We start from the raw sequence: 13,407 nt of genomic DNA, 5'->3' as shown, positions 1-13,407 counted from the left end.
GGCCCTTATCAGGGAACCACCATGCCGCCAGACTCGAACGCTGTCACTACCCCTGCGAGGAGATCACCATGCCTATCCGTCATGCCCGGCTCGCCGACGTCGAGGCCCTCGGCGCGCTGCTCGACGACTATCGGGTCTTCTACGGCCAGGCCTCCGACCCGGACGCCGCTCGTCGTTTCCTGGCCCGACGCCTGGGGCTGGGCGATTCCCATCTGCTGATGCACTGCGGCGACGACGGTGTGCCACAGGGCTTCGTCCAGCTCTACCCGCTGTTCAGCACGGTGCGCCTGGCCCCGCAATGGCGCCTCAACGACCTCTTCGTGGCCCCCCAGGCCCGCCGCCGGGGCCTGGGCCGCGCCCTGATGAACGCCGCCCGCGACCTGGCCCTGGCCCATGGCGTTCGGCAGTTGACCCTGGCGACTCGGATCGACAACCAGGCCGCCCAGGCGCTCTACGAGGCCCTCGGCTGGCAACGCGACCGGGACTTCCACCACTACGCCCTGCGCCTCGACGGAGAAAACGCCCATGTACCGTCCCCGTGACACCCGCATGCCCTTGGACGAGGCCCAGGCGGTGATCGATGCCCACGGCTTCGCCGTGCTCCTGGACGAGCGCCTGCGGGCCAGCCACCTGCCCCTGGTCCTGGCACGCGGCGAAGGCGAGCTGGGTAGCCTCTACGGCCATTTCGCCCGCGCCAACCCCCACTGGCAGGCGCTGGAGGGGCAGCGGGTGTTGGCCATCTTCCAGGGCCCGCATGCCTATGTCTCGCCGCGCTGGTATGCCGCCCGGCCGGCGGTGCCGACCTGGAACTATGTGGCCGTGCATGCCAGCGGCATCGTCGAGATACTCGGCGACGACGCCACCCAGGCGGCCTTCGACGGCCTGCTGGCCAAGTACGAGCCCGACCTGCTCGACGACGCGGCGATCCTCAGCGACGACTATCGCCAGCGGCTGCTCAGGGGCACCGTCGGCTTCCGGATCCGCCTGGATGACCTCCAGGGCAAGGCCAAGCTGGGGCTGAACCGCTCGCCGGAGGACCAGGCCGGGGTCCTGGCCGGGCTGGGCGACAGCGCCGATCCGCTGGCCCGCCAGTTGGGGGACTATACCCAGGGCTATAGCGAGCGCCATCTCGCGGACGATCTCGGTAAGGGGAGGTTAGGATGAGCGCTGAGACCACCGGCGCCTCGCCCGGCGCCCTGTCGCCCTTCGGCCAGCCCATCGGCGCCCCGGTGCCCGGCTGGCAAGGGGCGGCCTCACTGCCGGATGCGCCCCTGGAGGGGAGCCGGGTGCGTGTCGAGCCCCTGGCGGTCGAGCGTCACGGTGACGCCCTGTTCGAGGCCCTGGGCCTGTCCGGGGACGCCCCCGGCGACGGCCCGCAGGCGCGCTGGACCTACCTGGGCGGCGTTCCCTATGCCGACCGGGCCGGCTTCGATGCCTGGCTGGCGGCCCGGGCCGCCAGCCGCGACCCGCGTTTCCATGCCATCGTCGAGAAGGAGAGCGGTCGGGCGCTGGGCCTGGCCGCCTACCTGGCTATCGTGCCCGAGCACGGCAGCATCGAGGTCGGCCACCTGCATTTCTCGCCACGCCTGCAACGCACTGCGGCGGCCACCGAGGCCATGACGCTGATGATGCGTCACGCCTTCGCCCTCGGCTACCGGCGCTACGAGTGGAAGTGCGATGCGCTCAATGCGCCGTCGCGACGCGCCGCCACCCGCCTGGGCTTTCGCTTCGAGGGGATCTTCCGCCAGCACCGGGTGGTGGCCGGGCGCAATCGCGATACCGCCTGGTTCTCGATCCTCGACACCGAGTGGCCGGCCCTGGAGGCGATCCTGCGGCGCTGGCTGGCAGCGGACAACTTCGATGCCCGGGGCCGGCAACGCCTCTCGCTGTCGGCCCTGACGGCGCGCGCATCCGCCGTTGACTGATCGCCGACGGCCGAATCGTGCGCCTAGCGCTGCGGGGCCGGCTCGGCCTCGCCATCGACATCCACGCCGATAAAGCCGCCGGACTGGCGCCGCCACAGGGCGGCGTAGAGGCCGCCCCGGGCCAGCAGTTCCTGGTGACTGCCGCTCTCGACGATACGCCCCTCGTCGATCACCACCAGGCGGTCGAGCATGGCGATGGTGGAGAGGCGATGGGCGATGGCGATCACCGTCTTGCCCTCCATCAGCGCATACAGTTGCTCCTGGATCGCCGCCTCCACCTCGGAATCCAGCGCCGAGGTGGCCTCATCCAGCACCAGGATGGGGGCGTTCTTGAGCAGCACCCGGGCGATGGCGATACGCTGTCGCTGGCCGCCGGAGAGCTTGACGCCCCGCTCCCCGACCTGGGCATCCAGGCCACGGCGCCCCTGCAGGTCCACCAGCTCATCGATAAAGGCATCGGCATGGGCGCGGCGCACCGCTTCCCGAACCTGCTCCTCGCTGGCCTCGGGACTGCCGTAACGGATATTGTCGCGCACCGAGCGATGCAGCAGGGAGGTGTCCTGGGTGACCATGCCGATCCGCCGGCGCAGCGACTCCTGGGTCACCCCGGCGATGTCCTGGCCATCGATCAGGATGCGTCCGCCCTCCAGGTCATAGAAGCGCAGCAGCAGGTTGGCGAGTGTCGACTTGCCGGCCCCGGAGCGACCGATCAGCCCCACCTTCTCGCCGGGGGCGATGCTCAGGTCGAGGCCATCGAAGACCCGCCGGGGCTCTCCACCGGAAAGCAGCCTCGCGTGGCCGTCGGGGCGCGCATAGCCGAAGCGCAGCGACTCGAAGCGGATCTCGCCGTGGGGCACCGCCAGCGCCTGGGCCTCGGGCGCGTCCTGCACCGCCGGCTCCCGGGCGATGGTATTGATGCCGTCCTGCACGGTGCCGATATTCTCGAACAGGCTTGCCACCTCCCAGAGGATCCAGTTGGACATGAAGCGGATACGCATCACCAGGGCGATGGCCACGGCGATAACGCCCAGCGACACCGCCTCCAGGTACCAGGCGCCGATGGCCATGGCCGCCACCCCGGCCAGCAGCAGGGAGTTGAGCAGGGTCAGGCTGACGGTGAGGCCGGTGGCCAGGCGCATCTGCCGATAGACGGTGGCCATGAAACCCTCCATGGCATCGCGGGCATAGGCCTGCTCGCGGCGCGTGTCGGCGAACAGCTTGATGGTCTGGATATTGCTGTAGCTGTCGACGATGCGCCCGGTCATCACCGCCCGGGCGTCGGCCTGGGCCATGGAGACCGCCCGCAGCCGCGGCACGAAGATCCACATGATGGCGACATACCCCCCCAGCCAGAGCACCAGCGGCAGCATCAGCCAGGGCTCGGCGCTGCCCATCAACAGCATGGCGCCGGCGAAGTAGACGAGCACATAGACCAGCAGGTCCATCAGCTTCATCACCGTCTCGCGGATCGCCAGGGCCGTCTGCATCACCTTCTGGGAGACCCGGCCGGCGAACTCGTCCTGATAGAAGGCCAGGCTCTGGCCGAGCATATGCCGATGCGCCAGCCAGCGGCCGATCATCGGGTAGTTGCCGAAGATGCTCTGATGGGTGACCAGCGACTGCAGCAGGGTGAGCAGCGGCAGGCCGATCACCACCAGCGCCGCCATGCCGGCCAGGCGCCAGCCGTAATCGGCGAAGAAGCCCTCGCGCTCGGCCGCGGCGAGCCAGTCGACCAGCTCGCCCATGTAGCCGAAGAAGAGCACCTCGGCGGCGGAGACCAGGCCGGTGAGCAACGACATGAGCAGCAACAGCGGCAGTACCGGCCGCGAGAAGTGCAGGATAAAGGCGAAGAGTCCCCGGGGCGGGGTGCCCGCCGCGGCCGTGGGGTAGGGGTTCACCAGGCGTTCGAAGTAACCCAACATGATCGGCGTTCCGTCATCGGTGAAGCAGGAGCGATTCGGCCCCTAGCGTCTATGCTCAGTCTGACGATAGCACGGTCGCCGCCTCGACAAGCGCTGGGCTTGCCCGGGGCCAGGTTGCATTCGCTAACAGGTTCCGGGCCCGCCCGGACCGCCTCGAGGAGGTCATCATGGCAGATACCACCCCCGACCCGCTCGCGCCCCGCCAGGATCGTATCAACCCGGTGGTCTTCTACGGCTCGGCCATCGGGATCCTGGCCTTCGCCCTCTGGGCGATGGCCTTCACCGAGGCGGCCAATACGGTGATCTACGCCGTCCTGGCCTGGATCTCCGACAGCTTCGGCTGGTTCTATTTCATCGCCGTGGTGGCCTACCTGGTGTTCGTCATCGCCATCGGCCTGTCGCGCTTCGGCAAGCTGCGCCTGGGGCCGGCCCACTCGACGCCGGACTTCAATATCGTCACCTGGGCGGCCATGCTGTTCTCCGCCGGCATCGGCATCGACCTGCTGTTCTTCTGCATCGCCGAGCCGGTGACCCAATTCCTGGCGCCCCCGGAGGGCGACCCCGCCACCGTGGCGGCGGCCCGCCACGCCATGGAGCTCACCTTCCTGCATTGGGGGCTCTCCGGCTGGGGCATCTACACCCTGGTGGGCATGTCCCTGGCCTTCTTCAGCTACCGCCACGGCCTGCCGCTGACCATTCGCTCGGCGCTCTATCCCATCTTCGGCAAGCGCATCCGCGGCCCCATCGGCCATGGCGTGGATATCGCCGCGGTACTGGGCACGGTGTTCGGCATCGCCACCAGCCTGGGCATCGGCATCATCCAGCTCAACTTCGGCCTCAACTACATGTTCGGCGTCCCCGAGAGCACCCTGATCCAGGCGATCCTGGCGATCCTGATCGTGATCTTCTCGGCTATCTCGGCGGTGACCGGGGTCGACAAGGGCATCCGCCGACTCTCCGAGTTCAATATGCTGCTGGCGCTGCTGCTGATGCTGTTTATCCTCTTCAGCGGCCAGACCCTGTTCCTGCTCAACGCCCTGGTCATGAACGTGGGCGACTACCTCTCCAACTTTATCGCCCTCTCCTTCAACACCTACGCCTTCGACCCGCCCAGCGACTGGCTCAACGCCTGGACGGTGTTCTTCTGGGCCTGGTGGATCGCCTGGGGCCCCTTCGTCGGCCTCTTCCTGGCGCGGATTTCCCGGGGCCGCACCATCCGCCAGTTCGTCGCCGGCACCCTGATCCTGCCGCTGACCTTTATGATGGCGTGGATGTCGATCATGGGGAACAGCGCCATCGAGCTGGTGATGGCGGGCAGCGCCAGCGTCGCCGACTTCGGCGAACAGGCCATGAACAACCCCGGCTCGGCCATCTACCTCTTCCTGCAGAGCTACCCCTGGGTGGCCCTGACCACCACCGTGGTCACCGTGCTGGCCATCGTCTTCTTCGTCACCTCCGGCGACTCCGGCTCCCTGGTGCTCTCCAACCTGACCTCGGTGCTCAGCGATCCCAATCACGATGCCCCCTCCTGGATGCGCATCCTGTGGGCGGCGATCATCGGCCTGCTGACCCTGGCCCTGCTGATGGCCGGGGGCCTGGGTGCCCTGCAGAGCGCCGTGGTGATCATGGGACTGCCCTTCGCCTTCGTGCTCTTCCTGATGATGCTGGGGCTATTCAAGGCCCTCAAGGTGGAGGGCCTCAAGGAGGACAGCCTGCGTGGCAGCATGGCCGGTCACCTCTCCGGGCGGCTGCCCAGCGACGAGGGCAGCCGACGCCATTGGCGCCAGCGCCTGATGCGGGCGATGAGCTTCCCCAACCGTGCCCAGGCCAGTCGCTTCCTCGTCGAGGTGGGTCGCCCCGCCATGCAAGCGATCCGCGATGAGCTCACCGAGAAGGGCTTCCCGGTGGAGGTCGTCGAGGGTAGCGGCGAGGAGGAGCACCTGGCCCTCAACGTGGCCCTCGGCGGCGAGCAGGACTTCACCTACCAGATCTGGCCGCACCGCAGTCCCATGCCGGCCTTCTCGATCCGCGATAGCCATGCCGGCACCGGCTACTACCGGCTGCAGGTGCATATCGGCGAGGGAGGCCAGGGCTATGACGTCTATGGCTACTCCCGGGAGCAGCTGATCGCCGATATCCTCGACCAGTACGAGCGCCACCTGTTCTTCCTGCATACCCAGCGGGAGCTGCCGGGGGGCGACACCGCCATGCCCGACGACCCGACCACGGCGGGGCGCTGAGCCGGTGCGGCTAGCGCAGCGCTAGCCGCATGGCCACCCGCTCGCGCAGCCCCAGGCGCGCCTCGGCGGCCAGCCGCGACGCCAGTGCCGGGCCGCAGGCCTCGGGCGCCAGGGACTGGAACCCCAGCCGGGCATAGAAGGGGGCGTTCCAGGGCAGGCTGGCGAAGGTGGTCAGGGTCAGGGCCGCATGCCCCGCGGCACGGCCCCACTGCACTACCCGTGCCACCAGGGCGCGCCCCAACCCGAGGCACTGGTGGGCAGGGTGGACATCGAGCTCGACCAGGAAGGCATCGCCGTCGCAGGTATCGGCCACGGCGAAGCCCACCGGCAGCCCCCGCGGCGACAGGGCCACCCAGAGCCGCCCCTCGAGATGGGCCTCGCGCAGTACCGCCAGCGGCACCGCGCCTGCCCGCAGGGCGGGGGGAAGCAAGCGGCCGGGAAATTGCCGCGCCGCGGCGCGCTCCACGGCGGCGAGCCGCGGCAAATCGGCCTCCCGGGCCGGTTGGATACGGTATCCCGCCGTCTTCCAGGGAGGCGGAGAGTCTGACACCTGCTGATGATCCATGGCGTGGTCCCGATTGTCGGCTGACGCCCTATGCTACCGCGGGTGTCGATCGAGGTGCGCCAGCCGTTCGCGCTGGAGGACATCGCCCCCGGCGAGGCGGCCCGGCGCGTCCGCCGCCTGGGCACGCTCTGACGCCAGAACGACCACGCCCGCCTCCGGCTGACCGGGGGCGGGCGTGGGGATCTTCCCGAAGGCGGGAACTCAGTAGAGGTGTACCGCCTCGAAGCGGGCCACTACCTCGCCCTGGGCATCCGTCAGGGTCAGCGACTTGCCCTCGACATCCCAGGCGGCGACCCGATCCAGTGCCGCCAGGAAGGCCTGTTCGGTGTCCATGCCCGCCATGCAGGCCATGCGGGTGGTGGCCATCTGGCCGAAGCTCAGCGCCTGGCCCGCCAGGCGATAGCCGCCCATCAGGCGGTTGCAGCCGGTGGAACCCGCCACGCGCCGATCCTCCTCATGCAGCACCAGGTGCGCCTCGCGCTGATTGTCGACCACCGCCACCGGCGCCTCGCCGAGCCGGGTCAGCTTCCAGTAGGTATTGACCAGCGGCTCATCCACGGAAGCCTCCATGGCAGCACAACCCACCATCGTTAAGGAAAAAGCCAGCACCAGCGCCAGGGAAATCATCCTTTTCATAGTCTTTTCTCCTGAAATTTTCGTAGTGACTTCCCTCAGACCACCGTCGACGCCTAAGTTTCCCCGGCGCCTTACAAGCGAATGCCCGGGGTGGGCTCCTCCACCGGCGCGGAGGGCGGCAAGGCCGTCTCCAGTACCTGAGGCGATACATGAATGCTAGCACCGGTCTGTAGGCCCAGGGCGATGGCGTCGCTGGCGCGACTGTCGATGCGCAGGGGCGTCGGATCGTCCTTCCCCACACGCAGCTCCAGCATGCCCAGGAAGACGCCATCGACGATGGCATCGACATAGACTCGCTCCAGGCGCACCTCGAGGCCGACCAGCACATCGCCGAGCAGTTCGTGGGTCAGGGGACGTCGTGGGCGAGCACCGAACAGCCCGCGACGGATCGCCTCGGCTTCCGCGCTACCGATAAAGATCGGAATCACCGCCTGAGTCCCGGGTTCGCGCAATAGGACCACCGGCACGCCAGGCCCCGCCAGGCCGACGCTGACCACCTCGACTTCCACCATGGCCTCCGGCGGCACCGCCAACTCACGGGCCGCGACGGGCGACCCTGGCAGCAGCAGACAGAGGGCCAGGCACCAGGGGCCCCATCGCGGCATGGCGAACCTCCCTCCCCCGAGGACGGGGCATGGATCGGGTACCTTCAGCATGGCAGCCTTCCCCGGGCGCCGCGACCGCCGCCACCGGAATTAAGCTTGTTACCGCTTTCCGTTGTTCAGTAAGATTCCTGCCATCGTTTTTGATCCGGTGAGAACAGCAATGGGCAGAGCCTTCCAGAACCGCAAGGAATCCATGGCCAAGACGGCCGCCGCCAAGACCAAGGTCTACAGCAAGTACGGGCGCGAGATCTACGTCGTCGCCAAGTCCGGCGGCACCGACCCCAATGGCAACCTGGCGCTGCGCGGCCTGATCGAGCGGGCCAAGAAGGACCAGGTGCCCAGCCATGTGATCGACAAGGCCCTCGACAAGGCCAGCGGTGTGGGCGGCGAAGACTACTCCCCGGCCCGCTACGAAGGCTTCGGCCCCGGCAACGTGATGGTCATCGTCGACTGCCTCACCGATAACCCCAACCGCACCTTCGGCGACGTGCGCGCCTGCTTCACCAAGACCAAGTCGAAGATCGGCACCCCCGGCAGCGTCAGCCATATGTTCGACCACTGCGCCATCCTGGCCTATGCCGGCGATGACGAGGAGGCGGCCCTGGAGGCGCTGATGGAGGGCGATGTCGATGTCACCGACATCGAGAACGAAAACGGCCAGATCACCGTCTTCGCTCCGCATACCGAATACGCCAAGGCCAAGCAGGCGCTGCTGGGCGCCTTCGGCGAGCTCGACTTCGAGGTCGACGAGATCCAGTTCGTGCCCCAGACCACCACCCCGGTGGAGGGTGACGACGTGGCGATGTTCGAGAAATTCCTCGACCTGCTCAACGACCTGGACGACGTCCAGAACGTCTTCCATAACGCCGAACTGCCCGACGAGGCCTGAGGCGCGTTCCGCCGCCCGGCCCGGGCGGCGGCCTCCCCCTAGGCCTTGGGGTCGGCGGGCCTGTCGCAGCCCATCACGCCCCCCTTGGCCCAGTTCTCTCCCTCCACCTCGCTGAAGAACACCTGCACCGACGCCTCCTCGGCGCCATAGACCTCGGCGAAGGCCTGGGTGATGCGCCGCGCCAGCTCGCGCTTCTGCTCGACGCTGCGGGGAAACTGCTGAATGGTCACGATGGGCATGGTGGGGCTCCGGGTAAGTGCCAGGAAAATAGAAAAGGGCGCGCCTGAATCCGTGGGACCTCAGGCGTCGCCGGCGTCGCGCTCGACCAGGGCGGCCAGGCGCTCGGCCTCTTCTTCGCGGGCATCCTCGATCACCGCCAGCAATTCGTCGACATCGACGCCCTGGGACGCTTCCTCGAAGGTGCCGCTCAAGGGCGAGTCGGGATGCAGCTCGCCGGCCTCATAGAGGGCCCAGATCTCGCGACCATAGTCGCTCGCCAAGAGCTCCGGGGCGAAGCGCCCGAAGTAGGCGCGCATGGTGTCCACGTCGCGGCGCAGCAGCATGGCGGCGCTGTTGTTGCCCGCCGCATCCACCGCCTGGGGCAGGTCGATAATCACCGGGCCGTGCGCATCGAGCAGCACATTGAATTCGGAGAGGTCGCCATGCACCAGGCCGGCGCACAGCATGCGCACCACCTCGCGCATCACTTGGGCATGGTAGTCGCGGGCCTGGTCGGGCTCGAGCACGACGTCATCCAGGCGCGGCGCCACCACCCCCTCGGCGTCGGCGATGCGCTCCATCAGCAGCACCCCATCGACGAAGCCATAGGGCCGGGGCACCCGCACGCCGGCCTCGGCCAGTCGATAGAGGGCATCCACCTCGGCATTCAGCCAGGCCTGCTCCTGCTCTTTCTGGCCATAGCGGGTCTTCTTGGCCATGGCCCGGCTACGCCGGCTGTTGCGATCCTTGCGGCCCTCCTGGTACTGCACCGCCTGCTTGAAGCTACGCTGTTTGGCCTCCTTGAAGACCTTGGCGCAGCGCAGCTCGCCGCCGGCGCGCACCACATAGACCTGGGCTTCCTTGCCACTCATCAGCTGACTCTCGACCGACTCGATCAGGCCATCGTCCAGCAGGGGTTGTAAGCGTTTGGGGACTTTCATGGCACCTGTTCGATCGGTTCAGCGGCTGACGCGGCGCACGCGAACGCTGCGCCCCTTGAGTTTGTCCCCCTCGAGCTTGGCCAGGGCCGGCTTGGCCACCTCGCGGCGCACCGCCACATAGGCGCTGTTCGCCATTACCTTGATCTTGCCCACCTGGTCGCCGGCGATACCGCCCTCGCCGGTCAGGGCGCCGAGGATATCGCCGGGGCGCAGCTTCTGCTTCTTGCCGCTGCCGAGCTGCAGGGTGGCCATGGGCGGCACCAGGGGGGCGGTGTCGCGGGGGCTGGGCAGCGGCTCGGTATCGAGGATCTCGCCGAGGAAGTCGGCGAGGCGCTCCAGGCGGTAGGCCTCCGCTTCGGCCACCAGGGTGCAGGCCACCCCGGAGCCGCCGGCCCGGCCAGTGCGCCCCACCCGGTGCACATGCACCGCCAGGTCCCGGGCGAGCTGGTAATTGAAGACCGCGTCCAGGGCCTCGATATCCAGGCCCCGCGCCGCCACATCGGTGGCCACCAGGATCGACACGCTCTTGTTGGCGAACAGCACCAGCAGGCGGTCGCGGTCGCGCTGCTCCAGGTCACCGTGCAGGGCCAGGGCACTGAAGCCCTCGCGGTTCAGGGCCTCGGCCAGCTCCTGGGTCTCGCGCTTGGTGTTGCAAAACACCACGCTGGACTCGGGACGATGATGGCGCAGCAGGCGGCACAGGGCCGGCAGGCGGGCCGCCTCGTCGGCGACCCGATGGAAGTGCTGACGAATGCTGGTCTCGTCATGGGTCTCGGTCAACGCCACCTCGAACGGATCGCGCAGCAACGCCGCGGCGATGGGGCGCAGCGCCTCGGCTCCCGCCCCCTGCAGGCCGGTGGCGCTGAACAGCAGCGTCTGGCGGCTGGCCGGGGTGGCGGCGACGATGGCCTCCAGGGTGGCCTGGAAGCCCATGTCCAGCATGCGATCCGCCTCGTCCAGCACCAGGCTGGCGAGACCGCCCAGGTCGAGGCTGCCCTTGCGCAGATGCTCCTCCACCCGCCCCGGGGTACCCACCACGATATGCGCCCCATGGGCCAGGGAGGCCAGTTGGGGACCGAAGGGTGCGCCACCGCACAGGGTCAGCACCTTCACATTGGCCAGGGTCCGCGCCAGTCGGCGCAGCTCGCCGGCCACCTGATCGGCCAGCTCCCGGGTAGGACAGAGCACCAGGGCCTGGACCCGGAAGCTGTCCCGCTCGAGCCGCGACAACAGGCCCAGGCCGAAGGCCGCGGTCTTGCCGGAGCCGGTCTTGGCCTGGGCGATCAGGTCGCGGCCGGCCAGGGTCGCCGGCAGGCTGGCGGCCTGGATCGGCGTCATGGCGTGATAGCCCAGGGAGGCCAGGTTGGCGAGCAGTTCCGGCGCTAGGGGCAAGGCGGAGAAGGCCCCGGCGTGAGCGGCGGCATCGGACATGGTAGCGGGGTCCTGCGAGATGGGGAGAGGAGAGAGGGCCGGCAACGAGCAACGGGCCTGGCGCCCACGGGCGCCAAGCCTAGCAGAAAACGCGGTGACATACCGCTAACGTGATACGAACGGCCGGAGCAGGAGGACTTCCTCGGGTTAGGGCGTCTCCAGCGAGACCGCCGTGCCGCTGACCCGGATGCCACCGCGCTCGGGCAGGGTCACCTCCAGGCGGCTCGGCTGGCCCATCGCCTCGCCCTGGCGGATCGTCAGCCGCGCCGGCGCCGCCATCAAGCCGGCATCCCGCAGGTAGCCGCCGAGGGCCGCCGCCGCGGCGCCGGTGGCCGGGTCCTCCACCACCCCGCCCACCGGGAAGGGGTTGCGTGCATGGAAGACGCCCTCGGCGTCGCGCCAGATCAGTGGCAGGGTGGTCAGCCCCTCCCGGGTCATCAATGCCTTGAGCGCCTCGAAGTCGTAATCCAGCCGCGCCAGGCGATCGTGGCTGGACGCCGCCAGCACCAGGTGCCAGACCCCGGCATAGGCCAGCACCGGTGGCAACTCGGGGTCCAGCTCCTCGGCTCGCCAGCCCAGGCAGGCCAGGGTCTCGGCGACCAGCGCCGCCGACGCCGGGCGCTGTTGCGGCGTCACCGAGACCAGGGTGGCCCACCAGGACTCGCCGTGTCGGCTCACCTCCAGCGGCACCTCGCCGATGGCGGTCTCCAAGCGGTAGGTGTCCGGGCCATGCAGGCGCCCCAGCACCACACCGGCGGCCACGCTGGCATGACCGCAGAAATCGATCTCCTTGGCGGGACTGTAATAGCGCACCCGGTAGCGCCCCTCCCCGAGGGGAGCCAGGAAGATGGTCTCGGAATAGCCCACCTCGGTGGCGAGCTCTTGCATGGTGGCGGCCGGGGGCAGCGTCTCTCCCAGCCAGACTCCGGCCGGGTTGCCACCCCGGGGGTCCTGGGTGAAAGCGGCGAGGCGATAGAGGCGCTCGGTCATGGGGCACTCCCGTGTCGTGGTAGAGGAGGTTCCCATTCTCTCGTTAGCTGGTTTAATGACAACGAATGCTTTTTCACCCATAGGCTTAGCAAGGCTAACCCATGCACCCTCGACGCCTCCCCCTGGCTACCCTCAACGCCTTCGAAACGGCGGCCCGCCTGGGCAGCTTCCGCACCGCCGCCGAGGCGCTGCACGTCACCCCCGCCGCGGTCAGCCATCGCATCAAGGCCTTGGAAGCCGAGCTGGGCGTGCGTCTCTTCGAGCGGCGCCCCCGGGGCGTGGCCCTGACCCAAGCCGGCGAACGCTACCGGGAACGCCTCGCCGAGGCCTTCGCGCTGATCGAGCAGGCCACCGCCGAGCTCGGCCGACCGCCCATCGATGGTCCCCTGAGGGTCTCGGCGCCCCAGTCATTCACCCGCCACTGCCTACTGCCGCGCCTCGGCAACCTGCTGCAACGCCACCCGGGACTGCGCCTCGAGCTGCTGGGCGCCGACCGCCTGGTCGACCTGCATCGCAGCGAGGCCGACCTGGCGATCCGCTTCGGTGGCGGCCACTACCCCGGCCTGCGCGCCGACTACCTGCTGGGCGATGCCATCACCGTGGTGGGACCGGCAGAGGCCGCCGGCAATTGGCGACGGTGGCGATTTATCGAGGACGGCGGTGCCACCGCCACCGAGCCCTGGAGCCATTGGCGCCCCTGGTGGCACGCCGAGGGCCTCCATGAGACCAACGACCTGCCCCGGCTGCGGGTCTCCGATGCCGGCCTGGCTCTGGCCGCCTGCCAGCAAGGCCTGGGGCTCTGCCTGACGCGTTTCACGGTGGCACGGCAACCCCTGCGTGAGGGCAGCCTATGCCCCCTGCGTCCCTGGCGACGTACCGAGTTCGCCTACTACCTGGTCGGCCTGCCCGGGGTCATGGCGAGTCCCCGGGCGGCCGCCTTCCGCGACTGGCTACGGGATAGCCTCGCCCCCCTGGAGCAGGAGCTGCAGGCGACCCTGAGCGGCCCTGCTGAGTAGCCGAGGCATCGCCCGGAGTGAGTCCCCG

At 68.9% G+C, this 13,407-nt stretch carries 14 protein-coding genes; 6 read left to right on the top strand and 8 right to left on the bottom strand.

What is annotated here, in order from left to right:
- Nucleotides 1–68: 68 nt before the first annotated feature.
- Genes HPA02_RS06125 through HPA02_RS06115 form a run of 3 tightly spaced genes read left to right on the top strand, consistent with a single transcriptional unit; the run spans nt 69 to nt 1,925 of the window.
- Nucleotides 69–542 carry a GNAT family N-acetyltransferase gene (locus HPA02_RS06125; protein ID WP_146802209.1) on the top strand — a complete coding sequence of 158 codons (474 nt, stop codon included), beginning with the start codon at nt 69–71 and terminating at the stop codon, nt 540–542.
- Nucleotides 526–1,164: an FMN-binding negative transcriptional regulator gene (locus HPA02_RS06120; protein WP_146802208.1), complete on the top strand. Its 639-nt coding sequence runs from the start codon at nt 526–528 to the stop codon at nt 1,162–1,164. Before HPA02_RS06125 ends, HPA02_RS06120 begins: the two co-directional genes overlap by 17 nt.
- The gene (locus tag HPA02_RS06115) at nt 1,161–1,925 is read left to right on the top strand and encodes a GNAT family N-acetyltransferase (protein ID WP_146802207.1); all 765 of its coding nucleotides are present in this window, start codon (nt 1,161–1,163) and stop codon (nt 1,923–1,925) included. Before HPA02_RS06120 ends, HPA02_RS06115 begins: the two co-directional genes overlap by 4 nt.
- Nucleotides 1,926–1,948: 23 nt before the next feature.
- Here the strand turns inward: HPA02_RS06115 and HPA02_RS06110 are convergent, their stop codons facing one another.
- Nucleotides 1,949–3,847: an ABC transporter ATP-binding protein gene (locus HPA02_RS06110; RefSeq protein WP_146802206.1), complete on the bottom strand. Its 1,899-nt coding sequence runs from the start codon at nt 3,845–3,847 to the stop codon at nt 1,949–1,951.
- Nucleotides 3,848–4,014: 167 nt separating this feature from the next.
- Here HPA02_RS06110 and betT point away from each other — a divergent pair, with 167 nt between their 5' ends.
- On the top strand, nt 4,015–6,087 hold the full coding sequence (betT, locus tag HPA02_RS06105; RefSeq protein WP_146802205.1) for a choline BCCT transporter BetT: 2,073 nt from the start codon (nt 4,015–4,017) through the stop codon (nt 6,085–6,087).
- 10 nt (nt 6,088–6,097) lie between these two features.
- On the opposite strand, the gene HPA02_RS06100 is transcribed toward betT, so the two are convergent.
- From HPA02_RS06100 to HPA02_RS06090, 3 genes are all read right to left on the bottom strand, one after another.
- A complete protein-coding gene (locus HPA02_RS06100; protein WP_222593979.1) occupies nt 6,098–6,637 on the bottom strand; it encodes a GNAT family N-acetyltransferase in 540 nt (179 codons plus the stop codon).
- Between the two features lie 216 nt (nt 6,638–6,853).
- Nucleotides 6,854–7,288, bottom strand: a complete 435-nt coding sequence (locus HPA02_RS06095; RefSeq protein WP_146802203.1) for an META domain-containing protein — start codon at nt 7,286–7,288, stop codon at nt 6,854–6,856.
- Between the two features lie 71 nt (nt 7,289–7,359).
- Nucleotides 7,360–7,893, bottom strand: coding sequence for a bifunctional nuclease family protein (locus HPA02_RS06090; protein WP_146802202.1), 534 nt, complete (start codon nt 7,891–7,893; stop codon nt 7,360–7,362).
- 160 nt (nt 7,894–8,053) lie between these two features.
- Between HPA02_RS06090 and HPA02_RS06085 the strand changes: the two genes are divergently transcribed.
- Nucleotides 8,054–8,782, top strand: a complete 729-nt coding sequence (locus HPA02_RS06085) for a YebC/PmpR family DNA-binding transcriptional regulator (protein ID WP_146802201.1) — start codon at nt 8,054–8,056, stop codon at nt 8,780–8,782.
- Between the two features lie 38 nt (nt 8,783–8,820).
- On the opposite strand, the gene HPA02_RS06080 is transcribed toward HPA02_RS06085, so the two are convergent.
- The 4 genes from HPA02_RS06080 to HPA02_RS06065 form a co-directional block, all read right to left on the bottom strand.
- A complete protein-coding gene (locus HPA02_RS06080; protein WP_276508201.1) occupies nt 8,821–9,045 on the bottom strand; it encodes a tautomerase family protein in 225 nt (74 codons plus the stop codon).
- 36 nt (nt 9,046–9,081) lie between these two features.
- A complete protein-coding gene (locus HPA02_RS06075) occupies nt 9,082–9,942 on the bottom strand; it encodes a PA4780 family RIO1-like protein kinase (protein WP_146802199.1) in 861 nt (286 codons plus the stop codon).
- An 18-nt stretch (nt 9,943–9,960) separates the two neighbouring features.
- Nucleotides 9,961–11,373 carry an ATP-dependent RNA helicase DbpA gene (gene dbpA / locus HPA02_RS06070; RefSeq protein ID WP_146802198.1) on the bottom strand — a complete coding sequence of 471 codons (1,413 nt, stop codon included), beginning with the start codon at nt 11,371–11,373 and terminating at the stop codon, nt 9,961–9,963.
- Nucleotides 11,374–11,520: 147 nt separating this feature from the next.
- The gene (locus HPA02_RS06065) at nt 11,521–12,363 is read right to left on the bottom strand and encodes a PhzF family phenazine biosynthesis protein (RefSeq protein ID WP_146802197.1); all 843 of its coding nucleotides are present in this window, start codon (nt 12,361–12,363) and stop codon (nt 11,521–11,523) included.
- A gap of 101 nt (nt 12,364–12,464) precedes the next feature.
- Between HPA02_RS06065 and HPA02_RS06060 the strand changes: the two genes are divergently transcribed.
- Nucleotides 12,465–13,379 carry a LysR substrate-binding domain-containing protein gene (locus HPA02_RS06060; RefSeq protein WP_146802196.1) on the top strand — a complete coding sequence of 305 codons (915 nt, stop codon included), beginning with the start codon at nt 12,465–12,467 and terminating at the stop codon, nt 13,377–13,379.
- The last annotated feature ends 28 nt before the right edge of the window (nt 13,380–13,407 follow it).

It is taken from the genome of Bisbaumannia pacifica (assembly GCF_007989625.1).
Taxonomy (GTDB): Bacteria; Pseudomonadota; Gammaproteobacteria; order Pseudomonadales; family Halomonadaceae; genus Bisbaumannia; species Bisbaumannia pacifica.
This window is presented reverse-complemented; position numbering and strand designations above follow the sequence as displayed.

Bases quoted from the DNA above. Each gene is read 5' to 3' on its own strand.
- HPA02_RS06075 (WP_146802199.1), bottom strand. From the start codon at position 9,942: ATGAAAGTCCCCAAACGCTTACAACCCCTGCTGGACGATGGCCTGATC.
- HPA02_RS06120 (WP_146802208.1), top strand. From the start codon at position 526: ATGTACCGTCCCCGTGACACCCGCATGCCCTTGGACGAGGCCCAGGCG.
- HPA02_RS06095 (WP_146802203.1), bottom strand. From the start codon at position 7,288: ATGAAAAGGATGATTTCCCTGGCGCTGGTGCTGGCTTTTTCCTTAACG.
- betT (WP_146802205.1), top strand. From the start codon at position 4,015: ATGGCAGATACCACCCCCGACCCGCTCGCGCCCCGCCAGGATCGTATC.
- HPA02_RS06115 (WP_146802207.1), top strand. From the start codon at position 1,161: ATGAGCGCTGAGACCACCGGCGCCTCGCCCGGCGCCCTGTCGCCCTTC.
- HPA02_RS06065 (WP_146802197.1), bottom strand. From the start codon at position 12,363: ATGACCGAGCGCCTCTATCGCCTCGCCGCTTTCACCCAGGACCCCCGG.
- HPA02_RS06060 (WP_146802196.1), top strand. From the start codon at position 12,465: ATGCACCCTCGACGCCTCCCCCTGGCTACCCTCAACGCCTTCGAAACG.
- dbpA (WP_146802198.1), bottom strand. From the start codon at position 11,373: ATGTCCGATGCCGCCGCTCACGCCGGGGCCTTCTCCGCCTTGCCCCTA.
- HPA02_RS06090 (WP_146802202.1), bottom strand. From the start codon at position 7,893: ATGCCGCGATGGGGCCCCTGGTGCCTGGCCCTCTGTCTGCTGCTGCCA.
- HPA02_RS06125 (WP_146802209.1), top strand. From the start codon at position 69: ATGCCTATCCGTCATGCCCGGCTCGCCGACGTCGAGGCCCTCGGCGCG.
- HPA02_RS06085 (WP_146802201.1), top strand. From the start codon at position 8,054: ATGGGCAGAGCCTTCCAGAACCGCAAGGAATCCATGGCCAAGACGGCC.
- HPA02_RS06110 (WP_146802206.1), bottom strand. From the start codon at position 3,847: ATGTTGGGTTACTTCGAACGCCTGGTGAACCCCTACCCCACGGCCGCG.